This is a genomic window from Methylomonas sp. PHL2-19 (genome assembly GCF_059331595.1).
Genome location: NZ_CP196839.1, coordinates 1503858 through 1519444 on the forward strand (window position 1 = coordinate 1503858; position 15587 = coordinate 1519444).

Genomic DNA, 15587 nt, shown 5'->3' on the forward strand with positions numbered 1-15587 from the left:
CAAGCGCGTAAATTGAAGGATTTTTTCCTAAAAGTCAACCGGAAAAACTCTCCCGGGATGGCGGGGAAACAATAATCTCAAGTCTTATAATGCCTTAGGATTTCTCGGCGATTCGGCTATATGGAAAAACAGACACCCAGGCCGCCCAAGCCACAGTAACCGGACGGGTTTTTAGCCAGATACTGTTGATGATCTTCCTCGGCATAATAAAAAGTCGGAGCATTGCGGATTTCGGTGGTGATTGCTGGAAAGCCGGCGGCTGTTAATTTTGCTTGGTATTGTTGTTGGCTTGCCACGGCTGTTTCATATTGGTCGTCCTGGCAATAGATGACTGATCGGTATTGGGTGCCGACATCGTTGCCTTGTCGCATGCCTTGGGTGGGATTGTGAGATTCCCAAAATATTGCCAATAAATCCTGGTAAGACACTACGCCCGGGTCGAACACCACCAACACCACTTCGGCGTGGCCGGTCATGCCGGTGCAAATTTCCTGATAAGTAGGGTTGGGTGTAAAGCCGCCGGCATAGCCCACTGCGGTGCTGAATACGCCGGCTTGTTGCCAGAATTTACGTTCGGCACCCCAGAAACAGCCCATGCCGAACACGGCTTGTCGCAGATGCGCCGGAAATGGCGGATGGATAGGATGTCCGTTGACGGCGTGAAATAGGCCGCTGTCTATGGCTTGCTGACGTCCCGGTAAGGCTTGGTCGGCGCTGGGCATAGCGGTTTTTTTGAATAGAAAAGACATGAGTGCATCCCGAGGTCGAATGATGAGGGTGTGCGGATTATAATCTCCGCTTATTTAAGAGGATTCCACTAAATCATGAAACAACAAGATTGCTTACGCCGCTTTATTTTCGAGGAACACGGAGTTCGTGGCGAATGGGTGCGGCTGGAACAAAGTTGGAAGCAAGCTAAACAATATCAACATTTAGTCAATGATGCCGTCGATGCGCAAATGGGACAAGCCTTGGCGGCGGTGGTGTTGTTGTCGGCAACCATCAAGTTTAAAGGCGCGATGATCATGCAGATTCAGGGCGGCGGCGATTTGAAAGCCCTGGTAGCGCAATCCAGCAACGAACGGCAAATCAGGGGCTTGGTGCGCAGTGAGGCCACTGTCGCCGGCGCAAATTTGCTGGACATGGTAGGTGAGGGCGGCCGATTGGTATTGACCGTGGAATCGGAGAATGCCGAACCTTATCAAGGTATCGTCGGTGTGGAGGCGGAAACGCTGGCGGATGTGTTGAGGACCTATTTCACTCAGTCCGAGCAACTCGATACCCGGTTGTGGCTGTTTGCCAATCAAACCCATGCGGCCGGCCTGTTCATCCAGGAGTTACCGAGTAGCAATCAGAACAAAGCCGACTGGGAACGCATCGAAATATTGGCGAATACCGTTACCGCCGACGAACTGTTGAGTCTGGATTGCGAGGACTTATTGCACCGTTTATTTCATCAAGAAAAGGTCAGGATTTACGATCCGGAGCCGGTGGAATTTAAATGCAATTGCTCACGGCAAAAAATCGGCGGCACTTTAGCGGCATTGGGGCGGTCAGAGTTGGAAGCAATTTTGCGGGAACGCGACGACATCGAAGTCGATTGCCAATTTTGCGGAGCGCAATACCACTTTGACAAGGTTGATGTGGAAAACCTGCTGACCAATCCGGCAGCCGAAACTGATAATCACTCGCCTACCCGGCACTGAGGGGGCTATGACTAAAATTAACCGCTTTTTTCGCCTGTCTCTGGCTTTTGTATTACTCAGCAGCATGACAGGTTGTTTGCACTGGTTGCACGCCTACCAGACTTATTTGCAAATGGACGAGTTTGATCGTTATTTTGCGGTGACATCTAAAGAAGATTTCACCGTGCATTTTAAGCAACCCAAACTGCTCAGCGAAGATTTTGTGTCGCTGGCTAAGTTGCATGCCAGTAGCGAAGAGCATACCGGGGACGGCAAACGCTGGCGCTATTGGTTTCGTAAGATCGACAAAGACAGCAAGCTGATTGCGCCGGAAATCAGTTTTTATCTGGATCTGGCCTTTAACAAGGAAGATAAAATCACCGATTGGACTTTCTCCAACCTATTCCTACAAATCGCTCCGCCGGAGTTTTTGGAGGCATCATTTCGCTCGCTGGGCGGTGCGGAAATCAACGAAGAGAAAAAGCAGTTAAGAGCGAAGGCTGATCAAATGGAGAAAATCGCCGCGCTGCTGCCAAAAAAAGCCACGGTAATTAAACAACTGGGCGAGCCGCTGGAAATCACCGATGAAGAAAAACAGGAAGTGTATCTTTACCATTTTCGGCTGGATGCCAAGGATATCGAAGAAGGTTACGAGGACAGAGCTTTGAGCGAAGTCAGGTTGATGTTCGATAAAACCACCTCCGAATTGATCAAGATGTCCGGCCGCTTTGCCGGCTTAAAAATATCGATCAATTACAGGAATTTTCAGGAAGAAGACGATAAAAAAGTGGCGGGTATGTGAGCTAGAACGGCAGGCATAAAAAAGCCCACATAAAGTGGGCTTCGTCCGGTGTTATTTTTTATATTGATTGGACGCCTACCGTTGTACGGCAGGTTAATTTCTTGCGTTTATTGTTGTTCTTATACCGGATTAACGGTCGCCTATCCCCCCCCTCATTTAACGGTCATGATTCTTTCGAATCATCTGCGTTTCGCTGAAAGTGGGCGCATTCTATTGGATTAAAATACTGCTGTCCACAAAAAAGTGTGACAATTTGTCGCACATTGATTTTGTGGGCATTGTGTCTGGTTTCTCCTCGGCGTGAGCGAATGACCGAATCGTCTGATTATTGACGCTTTAGAGAGCTAATTGCTTGTCCAGCCAGCGGTTTTAACGAGTTGTGCTCGCCTTGACTAAGTGGGATCGCAAGGTAACTTCTCCCGAGTGGTGCTGGTGATGTTCAGGTTTAGGTCGGGAGATAGCTAAATTTGACTTATTAGTGCCACTGCGAACAAATGACGGTATTTATCTTTTTGCCATTAGGGGCTGTTGCCGTTTCACATCGGTAACCATATAAATGCACAAGCCAGGGCGATAGCACCTTCAAAATTGCGTTTTAGTTTGTCATATCGGGTGGCAATAGCTCTAAAATGTTTCAGTCGCGCAAATACGTTTTCAACGAGGTGGCGATATTTATAGAGACACCAGTCCATTTCCTCATTCCCGACTATTGAATTTTGTTTTCTTGGGATGATGGGGACTGTGCCTTGGTCTCGAATTTGAATCCGTAACGGCTCGCTGTCATACCCTTTGTCTGCAATCATGTAGCCCGCCTGGGGGAGCTTGGCCACAAATTCCGGCGCTTCTTTGCAGTCATGTACTTCGCCCCCCGTAATCGAGAACTGGATGGGAAGTCCACCGGCATCAACCGCCATATGGATTTTGGTCGTGTTGCCTGCGACCGATTTCCCGATGGCTGTTGGATTTTCATGGGCGCCGCCGCTACTGTGTTGATGGGCTTTAATAATGCTGCCATCAATAAATAGCCATTCCAAATCAGGCTCAATCACTAGCGCCTGAAAGATACCCCTCAGCTTTTCTTGCAGTGACCAGGCATTGAAGCGCTTGTACGCGGCATTCCACTTGCCAAAAGCGACGGGCAAGTCTCGCCAAGGGCAGCCAACACGCAAGCGATAAAAAATCCCTTCGACCGTTTGCCGAAGACCGGGTTTGTCGTAAATGCTGAAACTCAACATAATCGTTTTTAGCTTTTCCCAGTGGGTATCTGTAAGCAGTTGGCGTGGCATTCGCTAGTTATCGTTTGATTGAAAACTCAATCAATATGGCTCGCCAATCGATTTTCAAAGGGATTATGACAAAATGGCAACAGCCCCTAGTCTCGCCGACGCGACACCTATAAAGTACCGCACCACTTGGATTGCCGACGGTCCTCCCCAGCTCCTTAACGCTGCGTCCAGCCGGAAGCCGTTTCTACAAATTGTCCCGGTGCCGCTTGGCCTATCACTTTCTGAGCGGTCAGTCGACCCACTTCCTCCACAGCAACGCCGTTTTTAGCCGCTATGCGTTGATATTCCGCCAGGCGTTGGGCGTTAATGCTTTCAACTAGTGCTTTTATCTCGGCCGATGCATCGGGCTTGACTAGGCCCAGGAAACCGTTCATTTGTTCGCCCACCAGCCCTGCCGATTTTGCCTGGGCTAGATCGGTGGCGTTGACCGGCAGGGCGGTCAGATATAAGCCCAGAAACAAAGGCGCCAAAATTGATAGCAAATTTTTGTTTTTCATCACTCGCTCCTTTAAAACAAGCCTTTTTGGCTGGAAAGCAATTCGTCTACGTCTTTTTCCACTTTCAGACGGATTTCGTGTTCGATTTTGACGTTCATATTGATCTCAATCGGTTTGTCCGGCGCTTCCAACCTGACGGAGGGCGAACACCCCGTCAGGTAGATACTGCCGCACAAGATGGCCGCGCTGCTTGCAGCTTTCCAGTTCATTGATTCCTCCGGTCCGCCGGCGGCGGTTTGGGTGGTTGATCCCCGCTTGGGGGTTTGGGCGATGCTCCAGCATCGGCCGGTTTGGCGATAGCCTGTTCCAGAATGGTCCGTTCCAAATCGCCGGCTAAAATACCTTTTTGTAGCAACTCGGGTAGCTGGCCGCTGATATTTAGGTTAAACGCCAGCGGATGGCCGGATAATACTTCCGGGTTATTGCCTTCCAGGCGTAAGCCCAGGTGATAGTCGCCGTTTGGGCGATAATTTACCTTGGCTTGCAGATTCCGGTAAACCAGGTTTTTGAGAGCCTTAAAGGCGATATTCTGACTATCGGCCGGTCCGACATAGCGTAACACACCCGGCTGTGTGCCGCTGAGGCTGCCGTCTTGCACATCTATGGCCCCCGCCGACAACTGCAACGGTAGTTCTCCGTCTATTGAGCCGGTTCCGGAAATATTCGGATAATGCAGGCTTATTAAAAGTTGCGATAGATCGACTGCATGCAGTCGTAAAGTCAGCAGTATCGGCGTTTGCTCCAGCGGTATTTTGTCCGGTTTCAATTCCATGATGCCGCCGAATATTGCCAGATTGGCTTGGCTTAGTGTCAGTTCCTGATCGAGATAGCGGGCCTTGATACTAAGATTTTGCGCTATTAAGTCTTTACCTAATCCCAGCGTCGGTATCTCGGCAGACAAGTCCACGGCGCGATCCGCCAGCTCCGGAATGTTCAGTTCCACCTTGCCGTTCTCGATTTTCGCCGCGCCGGCCGTCAAGGCCAAATCGGCGATAATCAATTGTGCCATTCCGGAAACATCTTGATTGCTTGGCCGATGCAGTTTTAGATTTCCGTGTGCCTTGCCGCCGGCAACCGTCCAACTGGCCGCCATGGCCGGTAACCAGGGCTTGATTAAATCGAATGCCTCGCTGGCGGCCATGTCCAGGCGGCCGTTCATATCGATTGTTTGCTTGTTCGTCATCGACAAATCCATAGCCAGCAGAGACTGTTTATCTTTTGTCAGAAAGGCTTGAGCTTGCAGCGTGGCAAAGTTGTCCGGCGTAGTGGCGCTTGCACTGAGCTGCGTGGCGCTTAGTAGCGGGCTTAATTTGGCTAAATCGTATGACTGGGTTTTTGCTCGCAAAGCTTGTGGTATCAATAGGCTGTTGTTAAGCGACTCGATCAGCGACAGCGCGCCGGCATCCAGCTTAATTTGCTTGGCCGGACCATCCAGTTGGCTGGCATTTAGTTCGAATAGTTTGCCAGCTGGCAGCCGTTGGACCTTGAGTCTGGCGGCGCTAAAACCGGGTTCGATATCTAGGTGAATGGATTGTTGGGCATCCTGAAACCTTGCATCGATGGCATCGGCCGCACCTCGTGTGACGTCCGCTTGACCAGCAAAGCTGCTCAAGCCCCAAGGCGTATCTACATCAACTTCAAGTTTCGCGATGCTCAATCGGTCCAGCGGTAAGCTGATGGGAGTGTTTTCCGATGTCTGCGTCGCAGCTTGGTCGGTAGGGTGGTAGTTGAATTTCAGCGCGGCGTGACCGATGCTGACGTTGCTGATAGTTCGTTTTTCCAGATCGTAATCGGTTGAAACATTCTGCATCGCAACCGATAAGTTGCCAGTCGGTGTGGCGAGGCCGAAGCTGATTTCAGCCAGCTTGGCTTGCTTGGAATCAAACGACAGCCCCGACAACGAGGGTGCGCTGAGCGCGCTTTGTTTCATGGCCTGTTGCAGTAACAACTCCAGCAGAACTGAACGCTGCCACCATAGGGCCAGGCAAAATAACCCAAGCATCAGCAGCGTAATAGCCATCTTGCGCCGCCATGAGCCGCGCTGCTGTAAATCATTTGTGGTGGCAGGCAAGTTCATAGCCTGACGTAGCCGGTCTGTTGAGTGACTAACCAGTACATGGCAGCTGGGAGTTTGGGACGATAGACACGCAAAATCGGCTGCCTCAGCCCAAACGCTCGATAAAGGCATCGACTTGCTCCGCCTGTGTCGCAAAACTGGTGACCAAACGCACCAATACTTCCTGGTCGGCTACCAGGCCAGGGTTTGCGCGCGGCGGATTCCAGGGGTAAAACACCGCGCCTTGTTGTTGCAAGCGGTCCGCTTGCGTTTGGTTTAGCACGGCAAACACCTCATTGGCTTCTGCATGCCAGGCCAGGCGGGCGTTTTTTGAGTGGGCAATGCCGTTTTGCAAACGCGCCGCCATCGCGTTGGCGTGGCAGGCGAGATTCAGCCAAAGTCCGTCGTCTAAATACGCTTCAAACTGACAGGCGATAAATCGGCTTTTAGATACCAACTGCGCGGCGCGCTTGCGGATAAACGGTAAATCTTTGGCCTGTGCCGGATTCATAAACACCAAGGCTTCCGCGCACCAGCAGCCGTTTTTGGTGGCGCCGAAAGACACAATATCTATCCCTAGTTTCCAGCTCATTTCCGCAGGCGTTAACCCCAGCGAGACTAGCGCATTGGCAAAGCGCGCGCCGTCCATGTGCAAGGGTAAGCCGTAAGTTTGGGCAATGTCGGCAATCGCGGCAATCTCCTCCGGTTGATAAAGCGTGCCGATCTCGGTGGCCTGAGTGATGGAAATGGCCATGGGTTGGCCGGCATGCACAAAATTAGGCGGGAAACGCTCGATTTCCGCTTTCAGATTTTCCGGATCGATTTTGCCGTTGTCGCCGTCCACTGGCGCCAACCGTGCGCCATGCGTGAAAAACTCCGGTGCGCCGCATTCGTCTTCCAGCATGTGTGCTTCTCGATGGCAAAACGAGACGCCGCCCGGACGGTTGACGGCTGCCAGCGCCAGCGAATTGGCTGCTGTGCCGGTGCTGACGAAATAGACTGCGACTTCCCGTTCGAATAGCTCGTTAAACTGTTGCTCGATTTTGCGATCCAGCGCGCTGGCGCCATAGGGGGCTGAAAAGCCCGCGGAGGCAGCCAACAAGCGTTGGGAAATGGCCGGATGAGCGCCGGCCCAGTTATCGGATGCAAAATTCATGGTTGCTATCATGGCGGTGATGTTTAATGTATGGGCTATACGACGATATGAACTATACCAACGATACCGCAATCCGACACGCGAGCCTGGCTTTCGTTCGGCGTATTCCCGGAAAATAGCAATCTTTTAAGGCACTCTCCACCCATGCAAAATACCATTCGCGATCTCGTGCTTCAGGCGACCGGTGCCGATGATGCATTTCAACTTGAAACCATTCAAAGTCTGTGGAGCGGCTACGGCTATATTTTGCGCTATGGCTTAAGCGGCTGCGACAGTGCTAGCGTGATCGTCAAACACGTAAAACTGTCGGCACAAAGTCTGCAAACGCCCGGTTCCAATGAAGACCTGTCGCATCGGCGCAAAGTCCGCTCTTATCAGATAGAGGCGGCTTGGTACCAAGGCTGGGCCAAACGTTGCGACACGGATTGCCGAGTCCCGGCGTGTTTAGCTTTCGAAATGTTCGGTGAGGATATAGTCATGGTCTTGGAAGACCTGCATCCGGTGGGGTTTCCGCAACGCCGCTCGCGGGCCGGGGAACGGGAGATACGCACATGTTTAAATTGGCTGGCCAATTTCCATGCCACGTTTATCGGTGAAAAACCCAGTGGTTTGTGGCCCACCGGCACTTATTGGCATCTGCAAACCCGGCCCAACGAATGGGAGGCCTTGCAGGATATTGTCTTGAAAAATGCCGCGCCGATGATTGATCAAAAACTGCGCGATACGCCGTATCAAACCTTTGTGCACGGCGATGCCAAATTGGCCAATTTTTGTTTTTCGGCGGACGGCAGCCGGGTCGCGGCAGTGGATTTTCAATATGTCGGCGGCGGTTGCGGAATCAAGGATGTCGCGTATTTTATCGATAGCTGTTTGGGCCAGGACGAGTGCCAGCGCCGGGAGAGCGAATTGCTGGATATTTATTTTCAGGCTTTGCAACAGGCGTTGCGGCGTCAACAAAAACCCGTCGATGCCGATGCGGTCGAACGTGATTGGCGGGCACTTTATCCAGTAGCCTGGACCGATTTTCACCGTTTTTTAAAAGGTTGGAGTCCCGGCTATTGGTCCCCCAACAGCTATAGTGAACGGCTGGCGCGGCAAGTCATCGCCCAATTATAAAATTACCAGGAGAACCGATGCGCTTGTCAGCGGACGATCTGTATTTACTCGGCCAGTGTGCCATCTCCGCGGCGATGCAGGCCGGACAATTGATTGCCAAGTCTGCGCATACTGCGGTTGTTGTAAACAGCAAAGACGGCGGCGCCAGTCTGGCTGCTCGGGTAGTGACGGAAATCGATCATTTGAGTCAGGAGATTATTCTGCAAACCTTGCGGCCGATCTGCGCCAGATACGATTTGGCTTTATTGTCGGAAGAAAGTCCCGACGATGGCGCCCGTCTGCAACACGACTATTTCTGGTGTATCGATCCTTTAGACGGCACCTTGCCGTTTATCGAAAACGTGCCGGGTTATTCGGTGTCCATCGCCTTGGTATCGCGCGCCGGAGAGGCGCTGATTGGCGTCGTTTACGATCCCTTAACTCACACGCTCTATCGGGCGATTAAAGGCCAAGGCGCTTGGCAAAACCAACACGCTTTTAAGCCGGCACCGCCTGCGCCAGTCTTGACGTTCATTACCGATAAAAGCTTTGCCCAAGATCCGCTGTATCACGCTACGCAGGCCGCATTGCAGCATATAGCCGTAGAGTTGGGCTATGCCGGGGCCAAGCTGCGTTTGCAAGGCGGCGCGGCCTTAAATGCCTGCCAAGCGCTGACTGAGGCGCCGGCGTGTTATTTCAAATTTCCTAAGCAGGATAAGGGGGGCGGTAGTGTGTGGGATTACGCGGCTACCGCTTGTTTGTTCCAGGAAGCCGGCGCGCCGGTCAGCGATATACACGGCAAACCGTTACTATTAAATCCGAACGGCTCGACGTTTATGAACCATTCCGGCGTGTTGTATGGTTCCGATCAGGCTGTCGTCGAACGCATGATTGGGCTTTATCGGCAATTGCGCCCGGAGTAATTGCCGCCGCTTCAAGTTTGGTTTCTAGCAGGGAAAGAGGTTCTGTAAGTGGCGCTTATAAAATCGGTTTTTGGAGCGGGCTTTCAAAAATGCGGCAAACAGGTGTTCGGGCACGTGGCAAAAATCCTGAGCTTGCCGGTCTTTGAACGACACCCGTAATTTATGGGTTTGTTCGTCGTAGCCGATCACGTCGATAGTGCTGGATTTAACTGATTGCATTTGCATAGTAGCCTCCGGGAATTTCATGCTAAAACTGTGTCGGTGAGGCATGGCTAAATACGAATAGTTCAATCGGCAATTTTACTGGCGGACCTGCTAGGCTTGCAGCAAGCGGTAGCGAGCCCCTTATTTTTCAATCACTCGTTTGGAGACGTAACGATGCAAACTGTTTTAATCACCGGCGCCAATCGCGGCTTGGGTCTGGAGTTTTGCCGGCAATATGCCGCCGCCGATTACCAGGTCATCGCGGCCTGCCGCAAGCCGGACCAGGCCGAACATTTGGCGGCGCTTGCCAAACAATACTCGCACATTCAAATCGAGACGCTGGATGTGGCGGATTTCAGCCAAATCGATGCGTTGGCAAGCAAACTAGCCGATCGCAAAATCGATGTCTTGCTGAATAATGCCGGCGTTTATGGCGATCAAGCCGGTCGCGGTTTCGGGCAACTGGATTATCAAACCTGGGCAAACGTGCTGGCGGTCAACGTGATGGCGCCACTTAAATTGGCCGAAGCCTTCCTGCCACAGGTGCAGCGCGGCGACAAACGCTTGATCGTGGCCTTGAGCAGCTTGATGGGTAGCATGACCGACAATACCAGCGGCGGCAGCATCCTGTACCGCTCCAGCAAGGCCGGTTTGAATGCGGCCTTGAAGAGCCTGTCCATCGATTTGCGGCCTTCGTCCATCGGCGTATTGATTCTGCATCCGGGTTGGGTCAGAACTGATATGGGCGGACCGAACGGCTTGATCGACGTTGAAGAAAGCGTATCGGGCATGCGTAAAGTGATAGCCAATTTCAGCTTGGCCGATAGCGGCAGCTTTGTTAAATACGATGGCTCAGCATTGCCTTGGTAAGCTTTTTGGCTTCTAAGTTTTCGCGTCTTAAATAAGTCAGTATCAGAACCACTGCTTAGGTCTGCATAAGCGGTGCGTATACCCCCTCAAGCTAATGATTATTAGTGATAAAAATATCGAATCGAAACGTTATTGCTTGCATAAAAATTTCGATTCGATATTATTTGTTCGGCGCCGATACGATCTTCCAATACATCGGTTGCTTAAGTGCGACGCCTAAGAATCGCATCGTTTACATCGCAACGACACAAGAGGAGGGGTTTATGCAGACTCCCAACAAATTGCTGCTGGAAAACAAAGCCTGGTCAGAAGCCATGACCGGTAAACAGCCCGATTACTTCATCAATATGGCCAAGGAACAACATCCGGAGTTTTTATGGATAGGCTGTTCCGACAGCCGCGTGCCGGTCGATACCATCGTTCATGCCCAACCCGGCGAAATATTCGTGCACCGCAATATCGCCAATCAAGTCATCACCACCGATTTTAACGGTTTAAGCGTGCTGCAGTACGCGATTAACGCCTTAAAGGTCAAGCATGTGATCGTCTGCGGCCATTATGGCTGCGGTGGTGTTGAAGCCGCTTTGCGCCAGCAACGCGGTGATTTGGCCATTGCCAACAAGTGGTTGACGCACATTAAGGAAGTATATCGCTTGCACCAAGACGAACTGGACAATTTGCAGCCCGAACGCAAACTCAACAAATTGATCGAGTGGAATGTCATCGAACAAGTGCAACGTCTGGCCCACACCTCTATCGTGCAATCGGCCTGGAAGTCCGGCCAAAAAGTCAGTTTGCGCGGCTGGGTATACGGTTTGCACGACGGTTTGTTGAATGAGTTGATACACATCGACGCCACGTCGCCGATTCACAACATCTACCAATACGCCCATTAAGGCTCCCAGTTATCCGCACGGAGACCGTCTATGAAAATGCAATTTAATGATTACCTGAAATATTTTCGTCAGGATTTCTCGGCCAGTATCGTGGTATTTCTGGTGGCCTTACCCTTGTGTTTGGGGGTGGCGTTGGCGTCCGGCGCGCCCTTATTCGCCGGGGTTATCGCCGGCATGATCGGCGGTATCGTGGTGTCCTTGTGCAGCGGTTCGCAGCTCAGTGTCTCCGGCCCCGCGGCTGGCCTGACGGTCATCGTCTTCAACGCCATCGAAACCTTGGGCAATTACAAGGCTTTTTTGTTGAGTCTGATGTTTGCCGGGATTTTCCAAATGCTGTTCGGTTTCCTTCGGGCCGGGGCGATTGCCGCGTTTTTCCCTACCGCGGTGATCAAAGGTATGTTGGCGGCTATAGGTATGATCCTGATCATCAAGCAAACCCCGCACGCCACCGGTTACGATGAGGGCTACGCGGCGGACGAGAGTTATATGCCGGATACCGCCGGTTCCAGCTTCATCGAGTTTACCCACTCACTGCACGGCATTTCGCCCGGCGCGACTCTGGTGGCTGGCGTGGCTTTATTGATCCTGATTTTTTGGGAAAGCGCTTTCATCAAACAATTTAATGCCTTGCGGATGATTCCTGGGCCGTTGTTGGCGGTGATTTGGGGCGTGTCTTTCAATGCCTGGGCCTTGGCTGCGGCACCTGAATGGTCTATCGGCGTCAAGTATCTGGTGTCTTTACCGGAACTGGGCTCCACCAGCAATTTTGTAAACCAGTTGCGCTTGCCGGATTTCAGCTATCTCGGCAATCCCAAGATATACAGCATCGCGCTCACCCTGGCCATCATCGCCAGCCTGGAGACCCTGCTAAGCGTCGAAGCGGTGGATAAGCTCGATCCGCATAAACGGGTTTCGCCGACCAATCGCGAATTGAAAGCTCAGGGCCTGGGCAATTTGCTCAGCGGTTTGATAGGCGGCTTGCCGATCACGGCCGTGATTGTGCGCAGCTCGGCTAACATCAATGCCGGCGGTCAAACCCGGGTATCCAGCTTTTTCCATGGGGTGTTGTTATTGATCAGCGTATTGTTTTTCGCGCATTTTCTGAACATGATCCCATTAGCCTGTCTGGCGGCAATCTTGCTGCAAACCGGTTACAAGCTGGCGAAGCCGGCCATGTTTGTGGAGTTTTACCAAAAAGGTCTGAATCAATTTGTGCCGTTTGCGATTACCGTGTTCGCGATTTTATTTACCGACTTGTTGGAAGGTATCGCGATCGGCATGGTGTGCGGTATTTTTTTCGTCTTGCGGGCCAACTTCCATGCGGCTATTACCTTAACCCAGCATGGGCCCAACTACTTGCTGAGGCTGCACAAGGACGTGTCTTTTTTAAATAAAGCCTTGCTTCGTAATTATCTTGCCGGTATCGCCGACGATAGCGAATTGATCATCGACGGCGGCAAAGCCCTGTTTATCGATCACGATATTCTGGAAACGCTGAGCGATTTCCTGCAAGCGGCACCGGATCGCAATATCCAAGTGGAATTACAAGGTTTGGCCTTGGAGTCTCGATTGCTTGAGCAGGAAGCCGTCTTCATACCCCGCTTGGCTGCGGCTGGGCATTAGCGGGAAACACGTTCATAGGCTCTGCGACACGCGGGCTTTGCATCAATCCAGCAAGATGCAAAGCCTTGCGCTCGGCGGATCCGATGCCTTACGAACTATTTTATGACACGCTGTTTTCTTTGCGTGATGCCGGCCAGTCCCAGGGCTGAAGCAAATAGCCAGACACTTGCTGGCAACGGGACCACGGACGCCTGTATGTGATAACTGTAACCCGCTTTTATGTTATCGACTGCCGCGAAGCCGTCAATGCTTATCGATTGATTGCTCAATGTTCCGGACCAAGAAGACGGGTTTAGATTCGGCATTGTTGCGCAGACTCCACCTGGAATACTGGAGCAAAGATCGGGGAGCACCAATGTCTGAAATGCGGTGTCGCTAGTCATGGCACTAAAAAAGCTGGGAAAATCGAAACTATGGGTGGCGCCGTTCAGCGTGACATGGGCGTTGGTAAACAAAATTCTGTTGGTGGTTTCGCTGTTTGTCGTACTTTGATAGCGTTCGACGTCAAATGAACCGGAGATGCTGAACGGTCCGAAATTCTCGGCAGCCTCGCCACCATAAGGACCGATCAATATGAAAGACGGTTGGTATGTAGCCGAGCTTGCGGCGTTGTCAATGATATAGTGAGTCGTTGCAGTCTTGATGAAATCCGAGCCGGCAACCACGGTTGCTTGTGCCGAACTGATCGCCAGCACGCCGCCTAACAGAAGGATGCCGCGTGAAATAGCCAAAGATCTAAACATGAATTTTCCTTAAATTGTTGAAATGACAGGCTTCCTAACCATGCGTTAGGCGGCGGCGATTCTATAGGCACAGATAATTTCAATCAAACAAATAAGCTATGCGGCCAGGCGGCTTTGCCGTTTACCCAGTTGCCGATACCGTGTCATGCAAAGGCATTTAAATGCGTTTCCAAAAAATCGATAAATGCCCGGGTTTTGGTCGGCATCAAACGCCGGCCGGGGAACACCAGCCAAGCCGTGGTTTGCGGCAAGCACCATTCCGGCAGCACGCGCACTAACTCTTGATTAGGCATGTAATTGCTGGCGTATGAGTCCGGCGCGGCGACGATGCCTTGGTCCTGCATGGCCAGTTTGACCAATAGTTCCGGCGAGTTGGCTTTGATGCGTATCGGCGGCATGCCCAGCCATTGTTGTTCGCCCCTCGTCAAGCGCCAGGCCGGTGCTTCCCGATTACCGGCCAGCAGGCTGAGGGCATCGTGTTCCAATAATTCTTCGGGGTGCGCCGGTGTGCCGCGCTTATGCAAATAAGCTTGGGACGCATACAAACCCCAGGTTTGCAGATTCAGACGCTTGGCCGTCAACGTCGCGTCATCGGGCAAATCGCCCATCCGAATCGCCAGATCGAAACTCTCGCTGAGCAAATCCACCCGTCGCGCGGATAGATCGATTTCCAGGGTTATGGCCGGGTAACTGTTGCTGAATTGAGCCAGTAAGGGAGCCAAAAACAGATTGGCAAAGTCGTTGGGCATCGAGATGCGCAGTACACCGCTGGGCTGGATTTGCCGATGTTGTGCCAATGCCATCGCCGCTTCGATTTCTTCGCCCACTTGCCGGCCATGTTGCAGCAAGCGCAAGCCAAATTCGGTTAGATTCAGTTGCCGGGTGGTGCGTTGCAGCAAGCGCTCGCCCAGTTGTTTTTCCAGATTGCTGATCCGTCGTGACAAGGTTGACTTAGGCAAACCCAGCAATTCGCCGGCTTTGGAAAAACTGCCGGCGTCCGCGATTTTGGCGAATAGCCACAGGTCGTTCGGTTCTATCTGCATGATTGTTCCTCCAGTGGAACAATGTTATCCATTTTCCGGTCTTCTGCCCAATATTATCCCGGCGTATAGTCAACCCAACTTCAACACCTTTGGGAGACTTAAATGAACATTCTGCAAATCAATTCCAGCATCCGTGCCGAAAATGCCTATTCCAGCCGTCTGGCCGACAATTTGGTGGCCGGTTTACGCCAGCAAACGCCCGCTGCACAATTGACCGTGCGCGACTTGGCGAAAACCCCGCATCCTTTGCTGGATGAAGCGGCTTTGATTGCGCTGAGTACGCCCGCCGAACAGCGCAACCCCGAGCAAGCGCAACGGGTGGCGCTGGACGATGCCTTGATTGCCGAGATTCAGCACGCCAACATCCTAGTGTTAACCGCGCCGATGTATAACTTTGGGATTCCGGCACAACTGAAAGCTTGGATAGATGCTATCGCTCGGGCCAGGGTGACGTTTCAATACACCGAAAACGGCCTGGAAGGCTTGTTGAAAAACAAACAGGTGTATGTGATCCAGACCGCCGGCGGCAAACACAGCGGTACAGCGACCGACAGCCAAAGCACGTATTTGCGTACCGTCTTGGGATTTTTGGGTATGACCGATGTCACCTTTATCTACGCGGAAGGCTTGGCGATGGGCGGCGACGCCGAGCAATTGGCCCTGCAAGCCGCGGCCACACAGATTGCCGCATTGGCAGCCTGATCGTTA

General features: G+C 52.1%; 17 protein-coding genes. 8 read left to right on the plus strand and 9 right to left on the minus strand.

Going from position 1 to position 15587, the window contains the following annotated elements:
• Positions 1 to 116: 116 nt before the first annotated feature.
• Positions 117 to 749, minus strand: a complete 633-nt coding sequence (msrA, locus tag ACR02O_RS07235; RefSeq protein ID WP_494523079.1) for a peptide-methionine (S)-S-oxide reductase MsrA — start codon at positions 747 to 749, stop codon at positions 117 to 119.
• A gap of 75 nt (positions 750 to 824) precedes the next feature.
• On the opposite strand from msrA, the gene hslO reads away from it, so the two are divergent.
• Together hslO and ACR02O_RS07245 are read left to right on the plus strand one after the other, a co-directional pair.
• Complete coding sequence (hslO, locus tag ACR02O_RS07240) at positions 825 to 1706, plus strand: Hsp33 family molecular chaperone HslO (RefSeq protein ID WP_101054586.1); 882 nt, start codon at positions 825 to 827, stop codon at positions 1704 to 1706.
• Between the two features lie 7 nt (positions 1707 to 1713).
• Positions 1714 to 2487, plus strand: coding sequence for a hypothetical protein (locus ACR02O_RS07245; protein ID WP_033158353.1), 774 nt, complete (start codon positions 1714 to 1716; stop codon positions 2485 to 2487).
• A gap of 536 nt (positions 2488 to 3023) precedes the next feature.
• Here ACR02O_RS07245 and ACR02O_RS07250 read toward each other — a convergent pair.
• The 5 genes from ACR02O_RS07250 to ACR02O_RS07270 all read right to left on the minus strand — a co-directional run bounded on the left by ACR02O_RS07250 (position 3024) and on the right by ACR02O_RS07270 (position 7482).
• Positions 3024 to 3773: an IS5 family transposase gene (locus ACR02O_RS07250; RefSeq protein WP_458137371.1), complete on the minus strand. Its 750-nt coding sequence runs from the start codon at positions 3771 to 3773 to the stop codon at positions 3024 to 3026.
• A 155-nt stretch (positions 3774 to 3928) separates the two neighbouring features.
• On the minus strand, positions 3929 to 4270 hold the full coding sequence (locus ACR02O_RS07255; protein WP_415879042.1) for a YdbL family probable chaperone protein: 342 nt from the start codon (positions 4268 to 4270) through the stop codon (positions 3929 to 3931).
• Between the two features lie 11 nt (positions 4271 to 4281).
• Positions 4282 to 4479: a YnbE family lipoprotein gene (locus tag ACR02O_RS07260; RefSeq protein WP_064010563.1), complete on the minus strand. Its 198-nt coding sequence runs from the start codon at positions 4477 to 4479 to the stop codon at positions 4282 to 4284.
• Positions 4476 to 6341 (minus strand): intermembrane phospholipid transport protein YdbH family protein, encoded by a 1866-nt coding sequence (locus tag ACR02O_RS07265; RefSeq protein ID WP_494523080.1) that lies wholly within the window; start codon positions 6339 to 6341, stop codon positions 4476 to 4478. The genes ACR02O_RS07260 and ACR02O_RS07265 overlap by 4 nt, the downstream gene beginning before the upstream one ends.
• A 91-nt stretch (positions 6342 to 6432) precedes the next feature.
• Positions 6433 to 7482, minus strand: a complete 1050-nt coding sequence (locus ACR02O_RS07270; RefSeq protein WP_494523081.1) for a threonine aldolase family protein — start codon at positions 7480 to 7482, stop codon at positions 6433 to 6435.
• A gap of 144 nt (positions 7483 to 7626) precedes the next feature.
• Here ACR02O_RS07270 and ACR02O_RS07275 point away from each other — a divergent pair, with 144 nt between their 5' ends.
• A complete protein-coding gene (locus ACR02O_RS07275; RefSeq protein ID WP_458136748.1) occupies positions 7627 to 8598 on the plus strand; it encodes an oxidoreductase family protein in 972 nt (323 codons plus the stop codon).
• A 17-nt stretch (positions 8599 to 8615) separates the two neighbouring features.
• The gene (locus ACR02O_RS07280; RefSeq protein ID WP_458136749.1) at positions 8616 to 9500 is read left to right on the plus strand and encodes a 3'(2'),5'-bisphosphate nucleotidase CysQ family protein; all 885 of its coding nucleotides are present in this window, start codon (positions 8616 to 8618) and stop codon (positions 9498 to 9500) included.
• Between the two features lie 24 nt (positions 9501 to 9524).
• Here the strand turns inward: ACR02O_RS07280 and ACR02O_RS07285 are convergent, their stop codons facing one another.
• Positions 9525 to 9725, minus strand: coding sequence for a KTSC domain-containing protein (locus ACR02O_RS07285; RefSeq protein WP_458136750.1), 201 nt, complete (start codon positions 9723 to 9725; stop codon positions 9525 to 9527).
• 153 nt (positions 9726 to 9878) lie between these two features.
• Here ACR02O_RS07285 and ACR02O_RS07290 point away from each other — a divergent pair, with 153 nt between their 5' ends.
• The 3 genes from ACR02O_RS07290 (at position 9879) to ACR02O_RS07300 (ending at position 13093) form a co-directional block, all read left to right on the plus strand.
• A complete protein-coding gene (locus ACR02O_RS07290) occupies positions 9879 to 10574 on the plus strand; it encodes an SDR family oxidoreductase (protein ID WP_458136751.1) in 696 nt (231 codons plus the stop codon).
• Between the two features lie 263 nt (positions 10575 to 10837).
• The gene (locus tag ACR02O_RS07295; protein ID WP_171694331.1) at positions 10838 to 11470 is read left to right on the plus strand and encodes a carbonic anhydrase; all 633 of its coding nucleotides are present in this window, start codon (positions 10838 to 10840) and stop codon (positions 11468 to 11470) included.
• Between the two features lie 30 nt (positions 11471 to 11500).
• On the plus strand, positions 11501 to 13093 hold the full coding sequence (locus tag ACR02O_RS07300) for a SulP family inorganic anion transporter (RefSeq protein ID WP_101054609.1): 1593 nt from the start codon (positions 11501 to 11503) through the stop codon (positions 13091 to 13093).
• 95 nt (positions 13094 to 13188) lie between these two features.
• On the opposite strand, the gene ACR02O_RS07305 is transcribed toward ACR02O_RS07300, so the two are convergent.
• Both ACR02O_RS07305 and ACR02O_RS07310 read right to left on the minus strand, forming a co-directional pair.
• Positions 13189 to 13836 (minus strand): hypothetical protein, encoded by a 648-nt coding sequence (locus ACR02O_RS07305; protein WP_458136753.1) that lies wholly within the window; start codon positions 13834 to 13836, stop codon positions 13189 to 13191.
• 143 nt (positions 13837 to 13979) lie between these two features.
• Positions 13980 to 14879: a LysR family transcriptional regulator gene (locus ACR02O_RS07310; protein ID WP_494523082.1), complete on the minus strand. Its 900-nt coding sequence runs from the start codon at positions 14877 to 14879 to the stop codon at positions 13980 to 13982.
• Positions 14880 to 14981: 102 nt separating this feature from the next.
• On the opposite strand from ACR02O_RS07310, the gene ACR02O_RS07315 reads away from it, so the two are divergent.
• Entirely contained in the window at positions 14982 to 15581 is a 600-nt protein-coding gene (locus ACR02O_RS07315; RefSeq protein ID WP_494523083.1) for an FMN-dependent NADH-azoreductase, read from the plus strand.
• Positions 15582 to 15587: the final 6 nt, after the last annotated feature.

Coding starts and splice junctions, on each gene's coding strand:
- msrA (WP_494523079.1), bottom strand. CDS start 749: ATGTCTTTTCTATTCAAAAAAACCGCTATGCCCAGCGCCGACCAAGCC.
- hslO (WP_101054586.1), top strand. CDS start 825: ATGAAACAACAAGATTGCTTACGCCGCTTTATTTTCGAGGAACACGGA.
- ACR02O_RS07245 (WP_033158353.1), top strand. CDS start 1,714: ATGACTAAAATTAACCGCTTTTTTCGCCTGTCTCTGGCTTTTGTATTA.
- ACR02O_RS07250 (WP_458137371.1), bottom strand. CDS start 3,773: ATGCCACGCCAACTGCTTACAGATACCCACTGGGAAAAGCTAAAAACG.
- ACR02O_RS07255 (WP_415879042.1), bottom strand. CDS start 4,270: ATGAAAAACAAAAATTTGCTATCAATTTTGGCGCCTTTGTTTCTGGGC.
- ACR02O_RS07260 (WP_064010563.1), bottom strand. CDS start 4,479: ATGAACTGGAAAGCTGCAAGCAGCGCGGCCATCTTGTGCGGCAGTATC.
- ACR02O_RS07270 (WP_494523081.1), bottom strand. CDS start 7,482: ATGAATTTTGCATCCGATAACTGGGCCGGCGCTCATCCGGCCATTTCC.
- ACR02O_RS07275 (WP_458136748.1), top strand. CDS start 7,627: ATGCAAAATACCATTCGCGATCTCGTGCTTCAGGCGACCGGTGCCGAT.
- ACR02O_RS07280 (WP_458136749.1), top strand. CDS start 8,616: ATGCGCTTGTCAGCGGACGATCTGTATTTACTCGGCCAGTGTGCCATC.
- ACR02O_RS07285 (WP_458136750.1), bottom strand. CDS start 9,725: ATGCAAATGCAATCAGTTAAATCCAGCACTATCGACGTGATCGGCTAC.
- ACR02O_RS07290 (WP_458136751.1), top strand. CDS start 9,879: ATGCAAACTGTTTTAATCACCGGCGCCAATCGCGGCTTGGGTCTGGAG.
- ACR02O_RS07295 (WP_171694331.1), top strand. CDS start 10,838: ATGCAGACTCCCAACAAATTGCTGCTGGAAAACAAAGCCTGGTCAGAA.
- ACR02O_RS07300 (WP_101054609.1), top strand. CDS start 11,501: ATGAAAATGCAATTTAATGATTACCTGAAATATTTTCGTCAGGATTTC.
- ACR02O_RS07305 (WP_458136753.1), bottom strand. CDS start 13,836: ATGTTTAGATCTTTGGCTATTTCACGCGGCATCCTTCTGTTAGGCGGC.
- ACR02O_RS07310 (WP_494523082.1), bottom strand. CDS start 14,879: ATGCAGATAGAACCGAACGACCTGTGGCTATTCGCCAAAATCGCGGAC.
- ACR02O_RS07315 (WP_494523083.1), top strand. CDS start 14,982: ATGAACATTCTGCAAATCAATTCCAGCATCCGTGCCGAAAATGCCTAT.